Source organism: Georgenia wangjunii (genome assembly GCF_036421975.1).
GTDB lineage: Bacteria > Actinomycetota > Actinomycetes > Actinomycetales > Actinomycetaceae > Georgenia_A > Georgenia_A wangjunii.
Genome location: NZ_JAZGON010000003.1, coordinates 184,175 through 204,618, shown reverse-complemented (window position 1 = coordinate 204,618; position 20,444 = coordinate 184,175). Strand labels below are relative to the sequence as shown.

General features: G+C 72.9%; 17 protein-coding genes. 9 read left to right on the top strand and 8 right to left on the bottom strand.

Features of this window, described 5'->3' with window-relative positions; all coding sequences use genetic code 11:
* The first annotated feature begins 4 nt into the window (after nt 1-4).
* Entirely contained in the window at nt 5-700 is a 696-nt protein-coding gene (locus V2J63_RS07015) for a biliverdin-producing heme oxygenase (protein ID WP_331230302.1), read from the top strand.
* Between the two features lie 195 nt (nt 701-895).
* On the opposite strand, the gene V2J63_RS07010 is transcribed toward V2J63_RS07015, so the two are convergent.
* A complete protein-coding gene (locus tag V2J63_RS07010) occupies nt 896-2,425 on the bottom strand; it encodes an MFS transporter (protein ID WP_331230301.1) in 1,530 nt (509 codons plus the stop codon).
* Nucleotides 2,426-2,582: 157 nt separating this feature from the next.
* On the opposite strand from V2J63_RS07010, the gene V2J63_RS07005 reads away from it, so the two are divergent.
* Nucleotides 2,583-3,221, top strand: coding sequence for a TetR/AcrR family transcriptional regulator (locus V2J63_RS07005; protein WP_331230300.1), 639 nt, complete (start codon nt 2,583-2,585; stop codon nt 3,219-3,221).
* 38 nt (nt 3,222-3,259) lie between these two features.
* On the opposite strand, the gene V2J63_RS07000 is transcribed toward V2J63_RS07005, so the two are convergent.
* Nucleotides 3,260-3,934, bottom strand: coding sequence for a response regulator (locus tag V2J63_RS07000; protein WP_331230299.1), 675 nt, complete (start codon nt 3,932-3,934; stop codon nt 3,260-3,262).
* On the bottom strand, nt 3,931-4,974 hold the full coding sequence (locus V2J63_RS06995; RefSeq protein WP_331230298.1) for a sensor histidine kinase: 1,044 nt from the start codon (nt 4,972-4,974) through the stop codon (nt 3,931-3,933). Before V2J63_RS06995 ends, V2J63_RS07000 begins: the two co-directional genes overlap by 4 nt.
* Nucleotides 4,975-5,427: 453 nt before the next feature.
* Between V2J63_RS06995 and V2J63_RS06990 the strand changes: the two genes are divergently transcribed.
* On the top strand, nt 5,428-6,828 hold the full coding sequence (locus tag V2J63_RS06990) for a TrkH family potassium uptake protein (protein WP_331230297.1): 1,401 nt from the start codon (nt 5,428-5,430) through the stop codon (nt 6,826-6,828).
* A gap of 188 nt (nt 6,829-7,016) precedes the next feature.
* On the opposite strand, the gene V2J63_RS06985 is transcribed toward V2J63_RS06990, so the two are convergent.
* Both V2J63_RS06985 and V2J63_RS06980 read right to left on the bottom strand, forming a co-directional pair.
* Nucleotides 7,017-8,348: an MFS transporter gene (locus V2J63_RS06985; RefSeq protein ID WP_331230296.1), complete on the bottom strand. Its 1,332-nt coding sequence runs from the start codon at nt 8,346-8,348 to the stop codon at nt 7,017-7,019.
* Nucleotides 8,345-8,809, bottom strand: a complete 465-nt coding sequence (locus V2J63_RS06980) for a MarR family winged helix-turn-helix transcriptional regulator (RefSeq protein ID WP_331230295.1) — start codon at nt 8,807-8,809, stop codon at nt 8,345-8,347. The genes V2J63_RS06985 and V2J63_RS06980 overlap by 4 nt, the downstream gene beginning before the upstream one ends.
* A 200-nt stretch (nt 8,810-9,009) precedes the next feature.
* On the opposite strand from V2J63_RS06980, the gene V2J63_RS06975 reads away from it, so the two are divergent.
* Nucleotides 9,010-10,224, top strand: a complete 1,215-nt coding sequence (locus V2J63_RS06975; protein ID WP_331230294.1) for a cobalamin-independent methionine synthase II family protein — start codon at nt 9,010-9,012, stop codon at nt 10,222-10,224.
* A gap of 69 nt (nt 10,225-10,293) precedes the next feature.
* Here the strand turns inward: V2J63_RS06975 and V2J63_RS06970 are convergent, their stop codons facing one another.
* A complete protein-coding gene (locus tag V2J63_RS06970) occupies nt 10,294-11,757 on the bottom strand; it encodes an NCS2 family permease (RefSeq protein ID WP_331230293.1) in 1,464 nt (487 codons plus the stop codon).
* A 173-nt stretch (nt 11,758-11,930) separates the two neighbouring features.
* Between V2J63_RS06970 and V2J63_RS06965 the strand changes: the two genes are divergently transcribed.
* The 5 genes from V2J63_RS06965 to V2J63_RS06945 all read left to right on the top strand — a co-directional run bounded on the left by V2J63_RS06965 (nt 11,931) and on the right by V2J63_RS06945 (nt 14,502).
* Entirely contained in the window at nt 11,931-12,404 is a 474-nt protein-coding gene (locus V2J63_RS06965; protein WP_331230292.1) for a DUF1648 domain-containing protein, read from the top strand.
* On the top strand, nt 12,405-12,860 hold the full coding sequence (locus V2J63_RS06960; RefSeq protein WP_331230291.1) for a hypothetical protein: 456 nt from the start codon (nt 12,405-12,407) through the stop codon (nt 12,858-12,860).
* Nucleotides 12,861-12,956: 96 nt separating this feature from the next.
* Nucleotides 12,957-13,289, top strand: coding sequence for a YnfA family protein (locus V2J63_RS06955; protein ID WP_331230290.1), 333 nt, complete (start codon nt 12,957-12,959; stop codon nt 13,287-13,289).
* 108 nt (nt 13,290-13,397) lie between these two features.
* Nucleotides 13,398-13,760 (top strand): DUF2530 domain-containing protein, encoded by a 363-nt coding sequence (locus V2J63_RS06950; protein ID WP_331230289.1) that lies wholly within the window; start codon nt 13,398-13,400, stop codon nt 13,758-13,760.
* 166 nt (nt 13,761-13,926) lie between these two features.
* Complete coding sequence (locus V2J63_RS06945; protein ID WP_331230288.1) at nt 13,927-14,502, top strand: GNAT family N-acetyltransferase; 576 nt, start codon at nt 13,927-13,929, stop codon at nt 14,500-14,502.
* 107 nt (nt 14,503-14,609) lie between these two features.
* Here V2J63_RS06945 and nadE read toward each other — a convergent pair whose 3' ends face one another.
* Nucleotides 14,610-15,479: an NAD(+) synthase gene (gene nadE, locus V2J63_RS06940; protein WP_331230287.1), complete on the bottom strand. Its 870-nt coding sequence runs from the start codon at nt 15,477-15,479 to the stop codon at nt 14,610-14,612.
* 237 nt (nt 15,480-15,716) lie between these two features.
* On the bottom strand, nt 15,717-20,435 hold the full coding sequence (locus V2J63_RS06935) for a lamin tail domain-containing protein (protein ID WP_331230286.1): 4,719 nt from the start codon (nt 20,433-20,435) through the stop codon (nt 15,717-15,719).
* Nucleotides 20,436-20,444 lie beyond the last annotated feature (9 nt).

The following is a 20,444-nucleotide window of genomic DNA, read 5'->3' as shown; positions in this document are numbered from 1 at the left end:
CCGAATGGCCGACGCCACCTCCGGCGCCCTGCTCGACCCGCCGGCCCCGGCGCTCGCGCAGGCGGTGCCGCCGTTCTCGACGACGCTGCGCCTGAGTACCCGCGACGTCCACGAGGACGCGGAGAACGTCGGCTTCATGAAGCGGCTCTTCGCCGGCGAGATGCCGCGCGAGGGCTACGCGGCGCTGGTGACGCAGCACTGGTTCGTCTACACCGCGCTCGAGGAGCGCGGCCGGGTCCTCGCGGCGGACCCGGTGGCGGGCGCGTTCATCACCGCGGACCTCGAGCGGCTCCCGAGCATCGAGGCGGACCTCACGTTCCTCGTCGGTGCCGACTGGCGCGCGCGTATCGAGCCGCTCGCGGCGACCGCCCGGTACGCCGAGCGCATCGCCGCCCTCGACAAGGCCGGCCCGTTCGTCGCCCACCACTACACGCGCTACCTCGGTGACCTCTCCGGTGGGCTCGCGATCGGCCGCATCCTCGCGCGCACCTACGACCTCGCCCCCGGCGAGGACGGCGTGCGGTTCTACCACTTCCCGGCCATCCCCAAGCCGAAGCTCTTCAAGGACGGCTACCGCCGCGCGCTCGACGAGGCGCCGTGGTCCGAGCGCGAGCGCGAGCAGGTCCTCGCCGAGGCCCGTCTCGCCTTCGAGCTCAACGCCGGCATGACGGTCGAGCTCGGGCAGCACTTCCCCGCCTGACGCCGGTGTCGCCGCCGCCGCCGCGCGGGTCCCTGCCAGGTGGAGGACGCACGTCCGTGCGCCTCGGCACGGACCGGCCGGGGTCGAGCGTGTCGAGGCGCACGGACCTCGACACGGACCGGCCGCGGGCGGGTGGCGGCGCGAAGCAGCGCGGCCGGGGCTCGCGCTCCAGCCGCGGTCGCCGACCCCTCGGACCTACCGCGCGGTGCGCAGCGTCCGCAGCGCGATCCACGCCGCGACGAGCATGGTCGCGACGCCGATCGCCGACGTGACGACGACCCCGGAGTCGAAGGCGTGCCGCGCGGACTCGAGGAGCGCCTCCCCCGGCCCGGACGGCAGCCGCGACGCCACCTCGTGCGCGCCGCCGAGCGTCTCCTCCGCGGCGCGGGTGTCGGCGGCGCCGAGCCCGTCGGGCACGGCCACCCGCGTGCGGTAGGCGGCGGTGAGGATGCTGCCGAGGACGGCGGTGCCGAGCACCGCGCCCACCTCGTACGCCGTCTCCGAGATCGCCGATGCCGCGCCGGCCTTCGTGGCCGGCACGCTCGAGAGGATGAGGTCGTTGGAGATCGTCTCGGCCGAGCCCACCCCGGCGCCGAGGATCATGAACGCAACGAGCAGCCCGACGTCGGAGCCGGACGTGCCGCTGAGGAGCACCACCGCGTACCCGACGGCGTTGAGCAGCAACCCGGACGCGACCACCCGCGCCGGCCGCACGCGCCGCACGACCGGCACGACCGCCAGCCCGGCGATGATCGTCACCGCGAGCCCCGGCAGGAGGACGAGCCCGGCCTCCATCGGTGCGCGCCCGCTCACGAGCTGCAGGTGCTGGGAGATGAAGAAGAGGAAGCCCACGAGGGAGAAGACGCTGAGCAGGTTCGCCGCCACGGCGCCGCTGAACACGGGGTTGGTGAAGAGGCGGACGTCGAGCATGGGCGAGGCGCGGCGCAGCTGGCGCCGGACGAAGACGACGCCGGCGAGGATCCCGAGCGCGACCGGCACGAGCGGCTCGACGCCCCAGCCGGACTCGGCGAGGCTCTTGATCCCGTAGACGAGCGGGACCATCGTCGCCAGCGAAAGGCCGATGCTCAGCGGGTCGATCGGCCCGGGCGCGGGGTCGCGCGACTCGGGCAGGAGGAACGGTCCGAACGCGAGGAGCGGGAGGAGGACCGGCACGGCGAGGAGGAAGACCGAGCCCCACCAGAAGTGCTCGAGGAGGAAGCCCCCGACGATCGGTCCGAGGGCCGCGCCGCCGGAGAAGCCGGCCGCCCAGACGGCGATCGCCGTCCGGCGCTCCGTGGGCTCGACGAAGATGTTGCGGATGAGCGAGAGCGTCGCCGGCATGAGCATGGCGCCGAAGAACCCGAGCCCGGCGCGCGCGGAGATGAGCATCGCGGCACTCGGGGCGAACGCGGCGAGGGCCGAGATGACGGTGAAGCCGATGCTGCCGACGAGCAGGAGCCGGCGGCGCCCGATCCGGTCCCCGAGGCTGCCCATGGGGACGAGCAGGCCGGCGAGGACGAGCGGGTAGACGTCGACGATCCACAGCAGCTCGGTCCCGCCCGGGCGTAGGTCCTCCGAGATGGACGGTACGGCGAAGCTGAGCACCGTGTTGTCCACCGCGACGAGGAGCACGGGAAGCATGAGGACGGCCAGCGCGGCCCACCGCCGCCTCGTGCTGAGGGTGGGTGGGGCGTCCTGGGTGGGGACGGTCGGGTGAGCGGTCATGCGGTGCTCCACTGCGGGGTCGGGCGGGGCGACGGGAAGTCGCCGGCGTAGGCGGGTCGGGCTCGGGACACGGCGCGGCGACCCCATCGGCGCTGCATGTCCGTCGTCTACTGTACCGTCTGGACGGTACATGTGTCACGCGGCTACCGTTGCGGGTATGTCAGCCAGGGACGCCGTGCTCGACGCCTTCGCCGACCTCCTCATCGGCGACGGGGAACGAGCAGCCACCCTTGACGCCGTCGCGGCCCGCGCGCAGGTGTCCAAGGGCGGCCTGCTCTACCACTTCAAGTCGCGCGACGCGCTCGTCGACGGGCTCATCGAGCGCCTCCGCGAGCTCGCAGCCGCCGACGTCGCCGCGATGCGCGTCGCCCCCGAGGGCCCTTCCGCGTACTACGTCAGCTCCTCGGACTTCGCGGGCTCCCCGCTCGACCGGGCCCTCGTCGCGACCGCGCGCCTCGCCCAGAACGCGAGCCCGAACGCCCGCGACGCGATGCGCGAGATCCAGCAGCAGTGGTACGCCCTCATCGCCGAGGAGGTAGGCGATCCGGCCTCCGCGCGCGCCATCCTCCTCATCGGCGACGGGCTCTACTACAACGCCGCCCTGGCCGGCGGCCCCTCGAGCGCGCCCACGCCGGGCGGCAGCGCGGGCGACGGCGGCGGTGCGGGCGACGACGGCGGCGACGACGGCGCGGACGGTCCGGCCGCGTCCGAGCCCGAGGCCGAGGCCGACGACGACATCGCGGCACTCCTCGGCGTCGTCGAGCTCCTCAAGCGCCACGCCGCGACCCGCGGCTGATCTCACGCGCTCACCGGTGCAGGGTCCGCTCGCGGGCGCTACCGCTCGAACCGGTAGCCGACACCCGGCTCGGTGAGGAGGTACCGCGGGGAGCTCGGCTGGTCCTCGAGCTTGCGGCGGAGCTGCGCCATGTACACGCGCAGGTAGTTGGTCTCGTCGGCGTAGCTCGGGCCCCACACCGCCTGGAGCAGGTCACGGTGCGTGACGAGCGCGCCGTCGGAGCGAACGAGCGTCTCGAGCAGGTTCCACTCGGTGGGCGTGAGGTGCACGGCGAGACCCGCGCGTTCGGTCCGTCGCGCCTCGAGGTCGATGGTGAGGGCACCCGCGTGGACGACGGCGGGGGCGGGTGTCGGCGTCGTCCTGCGTAGCGCGGCGCGAAGCCGGGCGAGCAGCTCGTCGACACCGAAGGGCTTGGTGACGTAGTCGTCCGCGCCGGCGTCGAGGGCGGCGACCTTCTCCTCCTGCGCCTCGCGCGCGGAGAGGATGAGGACCGGGACGCTCGACCACACGCGCAGCGCGCGGACGACCTCGATCCCATCGGTGTCGGGCAGCCCGAGGTCAATGATTGCGACGTCGGGCGGGGTGGCGCGGGCGAGCGCGATGGCCCGGTTGCCGCGCCCGGTCGACACGACGTCGAAGCCTCGCGCCTCGAGGTTGATCGTCAGCGTGCGCACGAGGGCGACGTCGTCGTCGACGAGGAGGAGGCGGGTCACCTCGCTGCCACCGGCAGGTCCACCGTCATGGTGAGTCCACCCCGGGGGGTGTGCGACGGCGTGATGACGGCGTCCATGGCCTGGGCGAAACCTTGTGCGATGGCGAGCCCGAGCCCAGCGTTGGAGGTGTGCTCGCGGTCGTCGAGCCGCTGGAAGGGCACGAACATCGTCGCCCAGCGCTCTGCCGGCACGCCCGGGCCGTGGTCGACGACGTGCAGCCGAGCGCGGTCGCCGCCGTCGTGGCCGCGCACGATCTCCGCCGTCACCTCGACGGGGGTGGCGCCTGGGCTGAAGCGGAGCGCGTTCCGCACGAGGTTGTCGACGACGCGCTCGAGCAGCCCGGCGTCCGCGAGGACCGGCGGGAGGTCGTCCGGGATCGTCGTCACGACGGGAGCGCCGCGTTCCGCCAGCAGCGCCCGAGCGACGACCTCGTCGAGCGTGACGGGAGCGAGGTGGACCGCGACCGCGTCGGACTGCAGGCGGCTCATGTCGAGGAGGTTAGTGATGACGCGAGTCAGCCTGTCGGTGGAGTCCTCGATGGTCGCGAGGAGCTCGGCGCGCTGGTCCGGCCGCCACTCGACGTCGTCCTGGCGCAGCGTGCTCACCGCCGCCTTCGTGCTGGCCAGAGGCGTGCGGAGATCGTGCCCGACGGCGGCGATGAGCGCCGAGCGCACGCGGTCCGCCGCGGCTAGCTCGCGGGCCGCCACCTCCTGCGCGGCGATCTCCTCCTGATACGTCGCGCGGTCGCGCGCAGCCAGCTCGACGGTCGCGCTCACGACGACGGCTGCAACGACGAAGACGACGAGCTCGACCACGCTGTCCCCCTCCGCGACGGCAAGCGTGTGGTACGGCGGGGTGAGGAACCAGTTGGCGAGCATGAACGACGCCGCCGCGGCGAGCACGCCGGGCACGAGGCCGCCGAGCGCGGCGATGACGACGACGGCGAGCAGGTAGATGAGGAGCAAGCTCCCCAGCGCGAGCTCGGCACGCGCGGCGGCGAGCGCGACGGTCGCCAGGGGCAGGCCCGCGGCGGCAAGCACGAGCGCCGATATCCGCCGCGTCGGTGACACCCCTGTCCCGGCGGTCAGCCGCGCGCGCCAGCTCGCGCGGGCGACCGCACCAAGGCGGGCGCTCTCGTCCGGGCGGGCGCCGCTGCCCGGGCGGGCGCTCCGGCCCGCGCTGGAGCTCCCGTCCAGCGGCGCGCGTCTCATACGCCGTGGGGCCGTCGGGGTGGGCACGCGCTCAGCCTGGCACAGCGGCCCGGAACACGACGTCCGGCGTCGGCGCGGGCCTCTTAACGAAATCCTGATGCCTCGCGGAGCCTTCCGCGCATCTCCGGCTGCCCCGGACTTCCTACGCTCAGATGCGCCACTCCGCGTGCCCGCACGGGCGCCGTGGCGCGAGACGACCCGAGAGCCCAGGCACTGGTGACCACCTCCCCCGACATCCATCCGACGACTCCGCCGCGCCGGCGGTCCACGCCGCCGCCGGCCGTGCCCGCAGCACCCGAAGGGCGCCTGCACCGGCTGCTCCCACCCTCCCGCCGCTCCACCGCGACGCGCGCGCACCGGGAGATCAGCCGCCGACGCCCGGTCCAGGTGGTGGTCCTCGGTTTCGCCGTCGCCATCGTCGGGGGCACGGCCCTCTTGCTGCTGCCCGTGTCCGCGACTGGCCAGGACGCGAGCCTCATCGAGGCGTTCTTCACCGCCGTCTCGGCGGTCTGCGTCACCGGCCTCATCATCGTCGACACGCCGACGTACTGGAGCACCTTCGGCCAGGTGGTCATCCTCGGCCTCATCCAGGTCGGCGGCTTCGGCGTCATGACGCTCGCGTCCGTCCTCGGCCTCATGCTCTCCCACCGGCTGCGCCTGCAGAGCAAGGTCGTGGCCGCGACGGCGACGCGGACCGCCCGGCTCGGGGACGTACGCACCGTCCTGCTCAACGTGCTGCGCACCGTTGTTGTCGTCGAGACGGTGACCGCGCTCGCGCTCACGCTGCGGTGGTCCATCGGCTACGACGTGCCGCTCGGGCGGGCGGCATGGCTAGGGCTGTTCCACTCGATCTCGGCGTTCAACAACGCTGGCTTCGCGCTGTTCAGCGACAACCTCGTCCCCTACGGCAGCGACCCGTGGATCTGCTTGCCCATCGCTGCCGCGCTCGTCGTCGGCGGGCTCGGCTTCCCGGTGCTGCTCGAGCTGTACCGCCAGCACCGGCGGCCCGCGCGGTGGAGCCTGCAGACGAAGCTCACGCTGCTCATGACGGCGCTGCTCGTCTCGGGTGGCACACTCTTCGTGCTCGTCGCGGAGTGGAACGGCGCGGCGCTGGGGTCGCTCAGCGGCCCGGGCAAGGTGCTCGCGGCACTGTTCCAGTCCGTCACCACCCGGACCGCGGGCTTCAACAGCGTCGACGTCGCCGAGCTCAACACCGGCACGTGGCTCGGCATGGACGTGCTCATGCTCATCGGCGGTGGCAGCGCCGGCACGGCCGGCGGTATCAAGGTGACGACGTTCGCCGTCCTCGGCCTCGCCATCTGGTCAGAGCTGCGCGGGGACCGCGACGTCTCCGCCTACGGGTGGCGGATCTCCTCGGTCACGCTCCGGCAGGCGCTCACGGTCGCGCTGCTCAGTGTCGCCCTTGTCATGGCGTCGACGATCACGATCGCCATGACGTCGCCCTTCACCCTCGACGAGATCCTCTTCGAGGTCGTGTCCGCCTTCGCGACCGTCGGCCTCTCGACGGGGATCACGGCGGACCTCGCGCTCCCCCACCAGCTGCTCCTGTGCGCACTCATGTTCGTCGGCCGGCTCGGGCCGATCACGCTCGGCACGGCGCTAGCCATGCGTACCCGCGAGCAGGCGTTCCGCTACCCCGAGACCACCGCGCTCATCGGCTGAGGGCGGTGCCCGGCACCGGGGGCAGGCCGACGCCGCGACGCGGGTCCCCGCCAGCCGGCGCCCGGGCCCCCGCCGCCCGGCGCCCGGGCCGGCGCCCGGGCCGGCCACGCTGGGCCGTGCGCCTGCAGGCTGGCCGGGGCGACGGCGCCGGGGCGGCAAGGACGGCGCCGAGCCGGGCGCCGTCGTCGTCAGGCCACGTGCGAGGAGTGCTGCGCGTCCTGACGGGCCAGGTCGGCGCGGGCGAGCTCGCGGGCGCGGCGCTCCCCCGGGCCGGTGAGCGTGACGTGCGGGCGCGGCCGGAGCTCGTACGTGACCTTGACCTGCCACGTCCGCTTCGTCCAGACCGCCGCGACCGTGGCCACCAGCAGCGCGGCGATCGCCCCGACGCCGATCGACCACCGGGCGCCGAACGCCTCCGAGACCCACCCGACGAGGGGCGCGCCGATCGGCGTGGAGCCGAGCAGCACCATCATGTAGAGGCTCATGACGCGCCCGCGCATGGCCGGCTCGGTGGACATCTGGATGACGGTGTTGGCCGCCGTCATCATCGTGAGCGAGGCGAAGCCGACGGCGATGGTCGAGATCGCGTAGGTCTCGTACGTCGGCATGAGCGCCATGACGCCGGCGAGCACGCCGAAGGCGAAGGCGGACCCGATGACGAGCCGGACCCGCGGGTGCTTGCGGCGGGCGGCCATGAGCGCGCCGGCCAGCGAGCCGATCGCCATGATCGAGCCGAGGATGCCGTACCCGCTGGCCCCCTTGTCGAAGACCTCGCGGGCCATGACGGCGCTCGTCAGCTGGAAGTTGAGGCCGAACGCGGAGACCACGCCCATGACCACCATGATGACGAGGATGTCCGTACGGTGGCGCACGTACGCGAGCCCCGCACGGACCTGACCCTTGGAGCGCCCGCTGTGCGGCATCTCGTGGAGCTCGGCGCGGCGCATGAGGCTGAGGGAGAAGATCGTCGCGCCGAAGCTGACCGCGTTGATGAGGAACGCCCAGCCGGGCCCGACCGCCGCGATGAGCAGCCCACCGGCGCCGGGGCCGATGAGGCGGGCAGCGTTGAAGGAGGCGCTGTTGAGCCCGACGGCGTTCGGCAGGCTCTTGGCGGGCACCATCTCGGCGACGAACGTCTGGCGCACGGGTGAGTCGAACGCGCTGACCACGCCGAGGCCGAGCGCGAAGAGGTAGACGTGCCACAGCTCGGCGTTGCCCGAGAGCACGAGCGCACCGAGCCCACCGGCGAGCACGCCCATGGCGCCCTGGGTGGCCATGAGCATCTGGCGCCGGGGCAGGCGGTCGGCGAGGACCCCCGCGTACGGGCTGAGGAGGAGCGTCGGCGCGAACTGCAGCGCGGTGACGATGCCGACGGCGAGGCCGGAGTCCTCGGACAGGTGCGTGAGGACGAGCCAGTCCTGGGCGACGCGCTGGATCCACGTGCCGATGTTGGCCACGAGGGCGCCCGTGAACCACAGGCGGTAGTTGAAGTAGCGGAGCGAGTGGAAGGTCGTGCTCAATCCGTCGCCATCCTCTCGAGGATCCGGACGGCCTCGGTGAGCACCTCGCGCTCCTCGGCGGTGATGCCCTTGAGTCGTTCCGCCATCCACACGTTGCGCCGCTTGCGCGTCTCACGCACGAGGCTCGCGCCCGACGGCGTCAGCTCGATGAGGACCTGGCGCCCGTCCGAGGGGTGGCTGCTGCGCGTGACGTGGCCGGCCGCCTCGAGCGTCGCGATGGTGCGCGTCATCGTGGGCGGCTGGACGTGGTCGCGCTCGGCGAGAGCGCGCGGCGTCATCGGGCCGTTGAGGGTGAGGCCGGAGAGCACGCAGTACTGGGACTCGCTGACATCGGCGGGGTTCGACTCCGTGCGGATGCGCCGTGACAGGCGCAGGATCAGCACGCGGAGCTCGGTGGCCAGGTCGGGGCGTCGGGTGGTGCGGCTCGCCGGCATGACTGTCGCAGACGAGTTCGTTGGCATGGCTCCATCATAACTCGTTAGTACCGCTAACGAAATAGGCGCCCAGGTGAGACCACTCACCCGCCAGGCGACCGCCGGCGCGTCCGCGCCTCGGGCCCTCGCCCCCCGCCCGGACCCACGCTCCGAGACGCCCGAGCCGCCGCCGTCGGCCCGGTGCGACGATGCGCGTAGCCCCGCCACGCAGACACACGGAGATGCCCATGCTCAGCAGCGCCGACCGGATCCAGACCACCCACGCCGGCAGCCTGCCGCGTACCGACGCCCTGCTCGCCGCCAACGCGGCGCGCGCCCAGGGCGAGGAGCCCGAAGGCTTCGCCGACCTCCTCGCCGCCGAGGTCACGGACCTCGTCCAGCGCCAGCTCGACACCGGCATCACCGTCGTCGGCGACGGCGAGTACGGCAAGGGCATGAGCTCGCCGATCGACTACGGCGCCTGGTGGTCCTACTCCTTCCAGCGCACGGGCGGGCTCACGCTCGACACCGACTCCTCGTGGGCCGTCGACCAGCACCTGTCCGCCCCGGGCGACGTCCGCCTCACCGGCTTCCTCCACCGCCGCGACCGCAAGCGCTTCGCTGCGGCGTACGCGGACCCGACGTCGGGCATCTTCACCGGCGGCGCCAACGGTGCGCCGCAGTTCCCGGCGTGCACGGGCCCGCTGACGTACACCGGCCAGGAGGCCATCGCCTCGGACGTGGCGAACCTCAAGGCCGCCCTGACGCGGACCGGCGCGCAGGAGGGGTTCATCACCTCGATCGCCCCGGGCAGCGCCTCCCGCATCGCCAACCGCTTCTACGCCACCGACGAGGAGTACCTCTTCGCCTGGGCCGACGCCCTCCACGAGGAGTACAGGGCGATCATCGACGCCGGCCTCGTCCTCCAGATCGACGACCCGTCGATCGCCGAGAACTTCGACCAGATCGAGCCGGAGCCCAGCGTCGAGGACTACGTCGCGTTCACCCGCCTGCGGGTCGAGGCACTCAACCACGCCCTGCGCGGCCTGCCGGAGGACCGGATCCGCTTCCACCTGTGCTGGGGCAGCTGGCACGGCCCGCACACGACCGACCTGCCCATGGCGGACATCGTCTCGACGATGCTCGAGGTCAACGCCGGCGCGTACTCGTTCGAGGCGGGCAACGTGCGCCACGAGCACGAGTGGCGCGTGTGGGACGACGTCACGCTCCCCGAGGGCAAGCTCATCCTGCCGGGCGTCGTCTCGCACGCGACGAACGTCGTCGAGCACCCCGAGCTCGTCGCGGACCGCATCGAGCGCTTCGCCAGCCGGGTCGGGCGCGAGAACGTCATCGCCTCGACGGACTGCGGCCTCGGCGGGCGCATCCACCCCGACCTCGCCTGGGCCAAGCTCGAGTCCCTCGCGCAGGGCGCGGAGATCGCCACCCGCCGCCTCTGGTCCTGATCCGCAGGGCCGACGGCGGGGCCCACTCGCCGTCGGCCCTTACGACTCTGCTCTCCAGCGGCCGCAGGATCAGATCCCGAGCAGCTGCTGGATCGGGCCGAGCGCGAAGTAGACGACGAACAGCGCCGCCACCACCCACATGAGCCAGTGCACCGAGCGCGCGCCACCCTTGCGCGCCGCGGCGAGCACGACGTACGCGATGAAGCCCGCACCGATGCCCACGGTGATGGAGTACGCGAACGGCATGAGGATGATCGTCAGGAACGCCGGGACGGCGATGGACAGCTCCCGCCACGAGATCTGCGTGACCTGCTGCATCATGAGGAAACCGACGACGACGAGCGCCGGCGTCGCCGCCTCGTAGGGGACGAACTCGGCGAGCGGGGCGAGGAACGTCGAGAGCAGGAAGGCGACGCCCGTGACGACGGGGGCGAGGCCGGTGCGCGCGCCGTCGCCCACGCCGGTGGCCGACTCGATGTAGCTCGTGTTCGAGGAGACCCCGCCCGCGCCACCGGCGATCGCGCCGATGGAGTCGACGACGAGGATCTGACGGGTCCGGGGCGGGTTGCCCTCGGGGTCGAGGAGGTCAGCCTCGGCGCCGATGGCGACCATCGTGCCCATCGTGTCGAAGAAGTCGGCGAGCATGAGGGAGAAGATGAGCAGGAGCGCGGCGACGATGCCGATCTTCCCGAACGCCCCGAAGAGCGAGAACTCGCCGATGGTGCCGAAGTCCGGCGCCGAGAAGGGCGAGCCGTCGATGGCCGGGACCGTGAGGCCCCAGCCGCTGACGTCGCCGTCGGCGATCGTGCCGAGGTTGGCGACGGCCTGGACGATCGCCGCGAGCACCGTCGCGGCGATGACACCGATGAGGATGGCGCCACGGACCTTGCGCACCATGAGGATGAGGATGGTGAAGAGGCCGACGACGAACACCAGCGCCGGCCAGCCGACGAGCGAGCCGTTGACGCCGAGCTGGAGGGGCGTGCCGCCGGGCCGGACGATGCCCGCGTTGACGAGGCCGATGAGCGCGATGAACAGGCCGATGCCGACGGAGATGGCGACCTTGAGCTGCTGCGGGACCGCGCGGAAGACGGCCTCGCGCAGCCCGGTGAGGACGAGCACGAGGATGACGATGCCCTCGAGGACGATGAGCCCCATCGCGTCGCCCCACGTCATGCCGGGCATCCCGACGATCGTGTAGGCGAGCAGCGCGTTGATGCCCAGGCCGGCCGCGAGCGCGAGCGGGAAGCGGGCGACGACGCCCATGAGGATCGACATGAGCCCCGCGATGAGGGCGGTGCCGGCGGCGACGGCGGCGAAGTTCGGGCCGTCGGTGCCCCCGCCGAGGTACGCGCCCGTGCTGTCCGGCGTGGACAGGATGAGGGGGTTGAGGACGAGGATGTAGCACATCGCGAAGAACGTGACGATGCCGCCACGGACCTCGCGGCCCACGGTGGAGCCGCGTTCGGTGATGTGGAAGTACCGGTCGACCCGGCTGATGTCATGGGTGCGCGTCTGCGACTGGGAGGGCATGGGCGAAATGGTGCCAGAGCGCGCCTGCGCGCCGGAAGCGCGTCTCACAGCGTCAGCCTTGCGCGCGGGTCGGCCGGCACGCCTGGCCGTGGTCACCAGGACGGCGGTTCACCGACGCATAGCCGGCAGTCACTAACCTGGCAGGGAACCGCCCCTTCCGACGGTGAGGTCCGATGAGCACCACTCCCAGCGCCGATGCCCGCGGCCGGTCCGGCCGCCCGTCCGACGGCGGTGACGGCGCGTCCGGCCGCCTCCCCGACGGTGCCGCCCCGTTCCGGAGCGCGCCGCTCATCGACGTCCCCGCCCTGACGCTCGGCGTCGGCGTCCCGCTCCTCGCGGGCGCGGCCGTCGTCGTCGCCGGCACAGTCTGGGCGGACGACCTCGGCGAGCGCATCGCCACCCACTGGGGTCCCTCGGGTGAGGCGGACAGCTTCGGGTCCCGGAGGGGCTTCGTCGCCCTCATGGCCGCGGTGGTGGTGGTCGTGCCAGGCGTGATCGGCCTGTTCGCCGGCCTCGGGCGCCTCTGGTCCGCCCTGCGCGCCAGCCTCCTCGGGTTCGGGGTCGGCACCGCCCTCTTCCTCGCCGCGACCGGCGTCCTCAGCCTGGCCGTCCAGCGCGGAGGCACCGCCCGCGCCGTCGAGTGGTGAATGCTCGCCGCGCTCGCCGTGCCGTGCGTCGTCGTCGGGTTCCTCTGCGCGCGGGTGCCGCGCAACCTCGAGCCGGTCGTGCACGCGAGAGCCCGGCCGGATCCCGACCTGCCCCGCTCGCGCACGTCGAGCGTCGCGGAGCACGCCATCGGGATGTCCGGGCGGCTCCGGGTCGAGGACGGCGCCGTCGTCGTGCGCTGGTTCGGTCGCACCGCGCTGCGGATCGACGCCGCCGAGGTCGAGGACGCGCGGCCCGTCACCGTGAGCGCCGGGGAGTTCGGCGGTTGGGGGCTGCGCAAGGCGCCGGCCGGCCGCCGGTACGGCTTCATCGGCCGCGGCCGGACGGGGGTCGAGCTCCGAAAGGCGGACGGCAGCACGTGGGTCGTCACGACCCGTCACGCCGAGGAGGTCGCCGGCGCGGTCAACACCGCCGCCGACCGCGCCCGGCCCGCCTGACGCCGGTCCGGTTCCCGCGGGAGCTCGGCGGCGGCCCGCCTCCCGGGACCGACCGGCCCGCACCGCTAGCGTCCGTCGACGGAGAAGGGAGATGCCATGCCAGCACGTTCGATGCTGCTCTTCGTCGTCGCCGCGCTCTTCGAGATCGGCGGCGCCTGGCTCGTGTGGCAGGGGGTGCGCGAGCACAAGGGCTGGGTCTGGGTCGGCGCGGGGGTGATCGCCCTCGGCCTGTACGGGCTCGTCGCCACGTTCCAGCCCGACGCGAACTTCGGCCGGATCCTCGCCGCGTACGGCGGGGTGTTCGTCGCCGGCTCGCTCGCGTGGGGGATGGTCGTCGACGGGTTCCGGCCCGACCGGTGGGACGTCCTCGGTGCGCTCGTCTGCCTCGTCGGCGTCGCAGTGATCATGTACGCACCCCGCCCTGCGTGACGGGGCCGGCCGGCCCGACCGTCGGCTCCACGTGGGACGGCGGAGGCGCGAGCTGACACGTTCCCGACGCCGCCGTCACGGCGCCGTCACGGCGCCTACGATCAGAGCATGCCGCTGCCCCAGACCCGTCCCGAGGACCTTCCGCCGATGAAGGTCAACACGGTGACGATGGTGCTCACGGGCATCGGCGTGTGGGTGGTGGCGCTCGTCGTCGTCCTCATCCTGCGCGCGGCAGGCGTCGACCTGGCCGACGGCATCCTCCGGGTGTGCGGCGCCGGCATCCTCCTCGGCCTTCTCGCCCTCGCGTGGGCCATCCCCCAGCACCGCGGCGTCCTCCGCGCAGAGTCGGAGAAGACCGCGGCCGACGACGCCGCCCGCCACGGTTCGGCCGCCTCGCCTGCAGACGACGCCGCCCGCCACGCCCCGCCCGCGCCGCCTGCCGACGACGCGGCGCCCCGCCCCGGTCACTGAGGCTCCGCGCCTGTCGGGGGCCAGCGCCCGGGAGAGCCCGACCGGTCTCTAGCGCGGGCGATCCGGGAGCAGCGGTGTGCTCACGTGGCCGCAGCGCTTCCCCGGTATCCCCGGTCAAGCGGCGAAACGCCTGTCGCCGCGGGCGCGTCCGGCCTAGCGTTCTCCCATGGCCACCGAGGTGCGCTCCGCCGTCGGGCGCTTCGAGGACTTCGCGCTCGTCGCCGGGACCAAGCGGCCCGACGCCGGCGGTTGCTGGTGCATGAGCTTCCGCGACTCGCGCGTGCCGAACCTCGAGCGTCCGGACTTCATGCGCCGCGAGTGCGACAGCGAGCCCGGCCCGGGCGTCCTCGCCTACGTCGACGGCGAGGTGGCCGGCTGGTGCTCGGTCGCCCCGCGCAGCTCCTACCGGCGCCTCCTGCGCTCGCGCACGCTCCCCCTCCTCGACGGGCCGGAACCGTGGAGCATCGTGTGCTTCGTCGTGCGCCCGGGGTTCCGCCGTCGGGGGCTCATGCACGACCTCCTCGCCGGCGCGGTCGAGCACGCGGCCACCCACGGGGCCGCGGTGGTCGAGGGCTACCCCATCGAGAAGGGCGCGGAGAAGGTCGACGTCATCTCCGGCTACGTCGGCACGGTCGAGGCGTTCGAGCGCGCGGGCTTCCACCGCGCCGCCCCGACCACCGGCCACAGCGGCCACCGGCCGCGCTGGCTCATGCGCCGCGAGCTCGGGACCCCACTGCCGTGACGTGCTCAGCGAGGACGTCGAGGGCGCTCTCCCATCCGTCGTAGGAGGAGTCGTCACCGGCCTGGCCGTCGACGCCGCGATGGGCGTCCGGGCGTCTTGCCCGTCGTTCAGGAGCGGTCGCCCAGGTACCCGTCGGGCGTGACGGGCAGGGCGCGCTTGTGGCCGGTGCGCCGGTACCACCCGAGGATCGTCGCCTCGTCCTGCTCCGCGACGTCCTTGCCCTCGAGGTAGTCGTCGACCGCCTCGTAGCGCACGCCGAGCGCCTCCTCGTCCGCGAGGAGCGGCCGGTCCGACTCGAGGTCCGCCGTCGGGACCTTCGTCAGCAGGCGCTCGGGTGCGCCGAGGTACGCGCCGATCTCGCGGACCCGGCGCTTGGGCAGGCCGAACAGCGGGGTGACGTCTGCCGCGCCGTCGCCGAACTTCGTGTAGAAACCGACGATGGCCTCCGCGGCCTGGTCGGTGCCGACGACGAGCATCCCGCGCGCGCCGGCGATGGCGTACTGGGAGATCATCCGCATCCGCGCCTTGACGTTGCCCTTGTGGTAGTGGTCCTTCTCCGCGTCCATCGGCATGCCGGTCGCGTGGACCTGGTCCCACAGGGCGTCGGTGGCGGGGCCGATGTCGATGGTCGCGCTGAGGTCCGGCTGGATGAACCCGAGCGCGGCGGCGGCGTCGTCCTCGTCCCGCTGGACGAGGTAGGGCAGGCGCACGGCGACGAACCGGGCGTCGCCACCGTTCTCCCGGACGCGCTCGCACGCGAGCTGGCACAGCCGCCCCCCGACGGTCGAGTCCACGCCGCCGCTGATGCCGAGCACGAGGCCCTTGGCACCGGTGTCCTGGAGGTACTGGGCCAGGAACTGGACCCTGCGCTCCGCCTCGGCGGTGGCGTCGAAGGTCTCGGGGTCGATGACCTCGAGCGCGGCGATGATCTCTGACTGTGTGCCCTTGTCCGTCATCTGCCCAAATCTAGCGATCATGCCTCGGGGAGTCCTGCGCAGCGCCCGGCCGACGGCGCAGCTCGGGTATGGACGACGACGACGCCCCGGCGTAGCGGGTTCGCTACGCCGGGGCGCGGTCGATCTGACTCAGGTCGGGCACTCCTCCGTGATCACGACCATGGAGCGTGACCGGCACTTCTCCATGATCACGATCATGGGTGAGGTGCGCGGCACTTCTGCATGATCACGAACCTGAGGAGGTGGGCCGGCAGCGGATCAGGCGCGGACCTCGCGGCGGCGGTTGGCGAGGAGAGCGCCACCGGCGGCCAGGAGGAGGAGCGCCAGGGCGGCGCTCCCGATGCCGACGCCGGTCGTCGGCAGGCCGCCAGAGCCGGAGCCGGAGCCGTCCGAGCCACCCGCACCCGGTCCGCCGGCGCCAGGTCCGTCGCCGTCACCGTCCGGGCCACCAGCACCCGGACCGTCGTCGTCCGGGCCGCCGTCGGTCGGGCCGCCGTCGGTCGGCTCGTCCGTCGGGCCGCCGTCGGTCGGCTCGTCCGTCGGGCCGCCGTCGGTCGGGCCGTCCGTGGGGCCGCCGTCGGTCGGGCCGTCCGTCGGGCCGCCGTCCGTCGGCTCGTCGGTCGGGACCTCGGTGCCGGTGAACGTCACCTCCCACACCTCCGAGTCGGCCTCGCCGCCGAAGGCGTCGGTCGCCGTGACGTACCAGCCGTACGTGCCGTCGGCCGGCGTCCACGACACCGACACCTCGGACCCGCTCGGCACGCCCTCGACCCGACCGACGACGCCGGCCTCGCTGTCGTCGTCCCCGGCACCCGCACCCGCGCCGAGCTCGGCGTCCGTCAGCACCTCGGCCCGGAACGCGTCGCCGCTCAGCTCCTTGACGCGGTTGACGATCCCCGCCGTCTCGTAGGAGATGACGAAGTCCTGGTTCTCCAGGTCGAGCGACGGGTCGTCGGAGTTGTAGACCTCGAGCGACGGGGAGTACGTCCGCACGCGGATCTCCTCGTCCTCGTTGTCGAACTGCATGAGCCGCAGGAACCCGAGGCCGCCCTCGGGCAGGCCCTGGTAGTCGAAGAGCATCTGCGTGACGGTCCGGTCGTCGACGCCGTCACCGTCGTCGTCGAACGAGTCGTACCGCGTGTAGGCGTCGTGGTAGTGCCCGGACATGACCATCGAGACGTTGGCGTTCGTCGCGACGACCTCGTCCTGGATCCGCTGCGGGATCGGGCCGAGCCCGCCGGTGGTGAGGAGGTACTCGTGGAGGTTGATGATCGCCACGCGCTCGGGGTACTCGGCGAGCACGGTGTTCATCCACGCGATCTCGGCGTCGCCCGGGTCCCAGCCCATCGACACGACGATGAAGTCGATGCCGCCGGCGGTGATGAGGTCGAAGTGGCCGCGGTTGTCCTTGTACGAGCCTCCGTACCAGGGGTTGCCGGCGAAGCGCGCCTCGCCGAAGTACCGGCTGTACTCGGTGTAGTCGCTGTCGAAGTTGCCGACGTCGTGGTTGCCCGCGAGCACCCCGTACGGCAGGCCCGCCTCGTCGAGCATCCGGTAGGCCGGGTCGGCGTTGGCCCACTGGTAGGGCTGGTCGAAGTTGTCGACGATGTCGCCCGTGTGGAAGAGGTACTGGAGGTTGATGTCCGCACGCTGGTCGAGCAGGTAGCGGTGGATGTTGAGCTGGTGGTCGTAGAACTCCTCGTTGTAGTACTGCGTGTCCGACTCCCACGCGAGCGTGAAGTCGTACTCCGAGCGGGGGGTGTCCAGCGGGTGCGCCGGCTCGACGACCGACTCGCGCGTCGAGAGGTCCTCCCCCGCGTACCCCTCGGAGTGCTGGACGAGGAACCGCGCGGTGCCGTCCGTGAGGTGGTCCGCCGCCGGCACGTCCGCCTCGAGGGTGAACGCCTCGCCGTCGGTGAGGTGCCGGTCGACCTCCTCCCATGCGCCGAGGTGCGTGTTCCACACGTAGAGCAGGACCTTGGCCGCCTCGTTCGCGGTGCCGTCCCAGCGCACGCGCACCGACGCGCCGTCGCCCGCGTCCGCGGGCACGGCGACGTCGAACGCCTGGTAGGGCAGCGCGTCCGCGCTCGACACGTCGACGGACTCGCCGTCGATGCCGGCGAGCGCGGCGAGCTGGGCGTCGTCGAGGTCGGCGCCGTCGCGCTCGGGAGCGAGCGCGTCCCGGGTCTCGCCGGAGCGCGCCGTGACCGCCGCGTCCGTCGGGTCGTAGGCGTAGGCCTCGCGGAAGACGACGTCGAGGTCGTCACCCGTCGGGTCGGTCACCCGGGCCGAGAGCTCGAGCGCGGGCGCCTCGACGGACGCGCCGTCCTCGGGCGCGAGGAGCTCGACCGAGGGGTTCTCCTCCGGCACCTCGAACGCCTCGACGAGCTCGGCGGTGTTGCCCGCAGCGTCCGTCGCCGTGACGACGAACGTGTGCCCGCCCACGGCGAGGTCGGTCGAGGACGTCACGTACGGCAGCTCGACGGGCGTGCCGTCGAGCGTGGCGAGCACGTCGGCCACCTCGGTGGTGGCGTCGGTGACCTCGGCGTCGAGGGTGATGGCGCCCTGGAGGCGCTCCCCCTCGGTGCGGTCCGCGCTCACGCGGGACGTGATGACGGGCGCGGTGTTGTCGACGACGACGGCGGCGGTGGCCGTGAACTCGCCGTCGGTCGCGGTGACGGTGTGCTCGCCGTCGGCCGCCTCGGTCGTGTCCCATGCGTAGCCGACGGCGACGTACGCGTCGTCGGGGATGGTGAAGACCGCGGGGTAGTTGTCGTACTGGCCGTCGTTGGAGTCACCCATCGACAGCGAGCCGCCCGTGTACCCGGCCGGCGTGAGCGTGCGGCCGTCGGGGAGGATGAGGCGCGGGTTGGAGATGGAGAAGTCGTCGTTGTTCTCGTCGTCGTCCTCGCACGGCCAGGCCTTCGTGCCCGAGGAGACGAGGACGGTGAGGTCGGCGCCCTGCTCGAGGTAGCCGAGCGGGACCGGCGCGGTGACCGTCTCGACGCCTGCGTAGGTCCCGCGCTCGAAGATCGTCAGGACCTCGCCGGAGGCGCACTGGTCGTTGACCGTCTCGCCATCGCCGGGCATGACGACGGCGTTGCGGAACCGGTCGTCCGTGGCCGTCACCTCGACGGCGAAGACGGGCGCGGACTCGAGCTGCGCCGTCGTCGGGGTGCGCTCGGTGCCGTCGATCGCCAGGGAGATGCCGGAGGGGAAGTCGTCGCCCGCGGCGGAGACCGTCGCGGTGCCGGCGAGGACGTCGCCGTCGGAGACGCTGAGGCGGACCGGGTCCGCGTTGACGCCCTCGACCGGGACGCGCACGACGTCGGTCGCCGTGACGTTCGTGCCGTCGGAGACGACGAACCGGTACTCGTAGTACGCCTTGCCGATGAGGTCGACCGCGCCGATCGTGTGCGCGAAGCCGTCCGCGTCGCCGCGGAGCAGGTTGACCGTGCGCGGGGCGTCCTCGACGTCGGAGCGCAGCTCGAGCGTGACGCTGCGGACGAGGGTGTCGTCCGTGATCGTCGCGGAGACGGTGAAGTCGCCGCTCGGGTCGATCGTGGCCGGCGTCGTGTCCGCGACGACGGGAGCCGTCGCGTCCGCCGTCATCGCGGTGAGCTCGGTGGGCACCTGGTCGGCGTCGACCGCGCCGGGGGTGGCGGGGCGCGAGCCGAGGAGGCGCTGGAGCGCGAAGTCAGCCGGGTCCACGGCGTACGTGAGGCCCTGGTTGGTCTGGACGTCGCGGACGCCGGCCATGTTGTAGAAGCCGTGGTTGACCGTGACGCCGGTGTCCGTCATGACCTCGATGCCGCGGGCGCTGCCGTTGGCCATGCCGCCGGCCGTGATCTCGAGGATCTGCGCCTCGGGGACCGCGGTGCCGTAGAAGGCGTTGAAGTCCGCGCGGGTGAGGTCGTTGTTCGGGCCGTTCTTGATCCACAGCACGAGCGTGCCGCCGGGGGCGACGACGGCGTCCTCGGGGGTGGCCGGCCACAGCGCGCTGCTGCCGCTGTCCGGGTAGAGGTAGCGGATCTGGTAGTCGGCGTAGTCGATCGGCTCGGTGGTCGTGTTGTAGAGCTCGATGAACTCGTAGCCGTCGCTGGCGCCGACGTTCGTGCTGTCGACGACGAGCTCGGTGAGCAGGAGGTTGCCGACAGCTGAGTCCGCGGCCGGGCCGGGGATCGGGTCGGTCGGGTCCGTCGTCGGGTCCTCGGTGGGCTCCTCCGTGGGGTCCTCGGTCGGCTCCTCGGAGCCGCCGCGGTCCTCGAGCTGTGCGGGGTCGACGACGCCGGGGGTCGGCGCCGCGTTGCCGGCGAGGAGGTCCATCGAGCCCTGGGACGCCTCGACCGGCGTGCGGAACTGCGCCGCCTCGTCGATGCCCGTGGATCCGGCCGGGTAGTGCGACCAGCCGACGACGGCGCCGGTCGCGTCAGCGATGCGGATCGTGCGCCCGCCGCCGTTGGCCATGCCGGCCTGCCCGGTGACGCGGACGACGTCGTAACCCGCGAGGGAACCGCCGCGTGACGCCCAGAACGCGCGGAAGTACGCCTCGTCGTAGGCGAAGGAGTTGACGTTGCCGTCGGCGCTCTCGTACGAGACCCAGAAGACCGTCGTGCCGCCGGCGGGGACGACCGTTCCGGCCGGGGCCGCGAGCGGGACGTTGTTGCCGGTGTCGGCCGAGTCGTCGAAGGCGTAGGAGAACGTGTAGCCGCCCTCGCCGATGACGAGGTCCTCGGCCGTGGTGTTCGTGACCTCGAAGTACTCGAAGTGGTCGTAGCTGTCCGGGTTCGGGACGACCTCGGTGACGACGAGCGGCCAGCTCGTCGCCGGGGCTGCGGTGGCGATGGTCGCCGGCACGGTGGCGCCGAGGACGAGGGCGGCCAGGGCGGCCGCGGCGACGCCGGCGCGGGGCCGGGAGATCGCGGCCCGGGACCGCGGGGTCGCGGCTCGGGGCGGTCGAGCGGATGGGGCGCGCATGAGCAAGGA

Bases quoted from the DNA above. Each gene is read 5' to 3' on its own strand.
- V2J63_RS07015 (WP_331230302.1), top strand. From the start codon at position 5: ATGGCCGACGCCACCTCCGGCGCCCTGCTCGACCCGCCGGCCCCGGCG.
- V2J63_RS07010 (WP_331230301.1), bottom strand. From the start codon at position 2,425: ATGACCGCTCACCCGACCGTCCCCACCCAGGACGCCCCACCCACCCTC.
- V2J63_RS07005 (WP_331230300.1), top strand. From the start codon at position 2,583: ATGTCAGCCAGGGACGCCGTGCTCGACGCCTTCGCCGACCTCCTCATC.
- V2J63_RS06980 (WP_331230295.1), bottom strand. From the start codon at position 8,809: ATGCCAACGAACTCGTCTGCGACAGTCATGCCGGCGAGCCGCACCACC.
- V2J63_RS06975 (WP_331230294.1), top strand. From the start codon at position 9,010: ATGCTCAGCAGCGCCGACCGGATCCAGACCACCCACGCCGGCAGCCTG.
- V2J63_RS06970 (WP_331230293.1), bottom strand. From the start codon at position 11,757: ATGCCCTCCCAGTCGCAGACGCGCACCCATGACATCAGCCGGGTCGAC.
- V2J63_RS06965 (WP_331230292.1), top strand. From the start codon at position 11,931: ATGAGCACCACTCCCAGCGCCGATGCCCGCGGCCGGTCCGGCCGCCCG.
- V2J63_RS06960 (WP_331230291.1), top strand. From the start codon at position 12,405: ATGCTCGCCGCGCTCGCCGTGCCGTGCGTCGTCGTCGGGTTCCTCTGC.
- V2J63_RS06955 (WP_331230290.1), top strand. From the start codon at position 12,957: ATGCCAGCACGTTCGATGCTGCTCTTCGTCGTCGCCGCGCTCTTCGAG.
- V2J63_RS06950 (WP_331230289.1), top strand. From the start codon at position 13,398: ATGCCGCTGCCCCAGACCCGTCCCGAGGACCTTCCGCCGATGAAGGTC.
- V2J63_RS06945 (WP_331230288.1), top strand. From the start codon at position 13,927: ATGGCCACCGAGGTGCGCTCCGCCGTCGGGCGCTTCGAGGACTTCGCG.
- nadE (WP_331230287.1), bottom strand. From the start codon at position 15,479: ATGATCGCTAGATTTGGGCAGATGACGGACAAGGGCACACAGTCAGAG.
- V2J63_RS06935 (WP_331230286.1), bottom strand. From the start codon at position 20,435: ATGCGCGCCCCATCCGCTCGACCGCCCCGAGCCGCGACCCCGCGGTCC.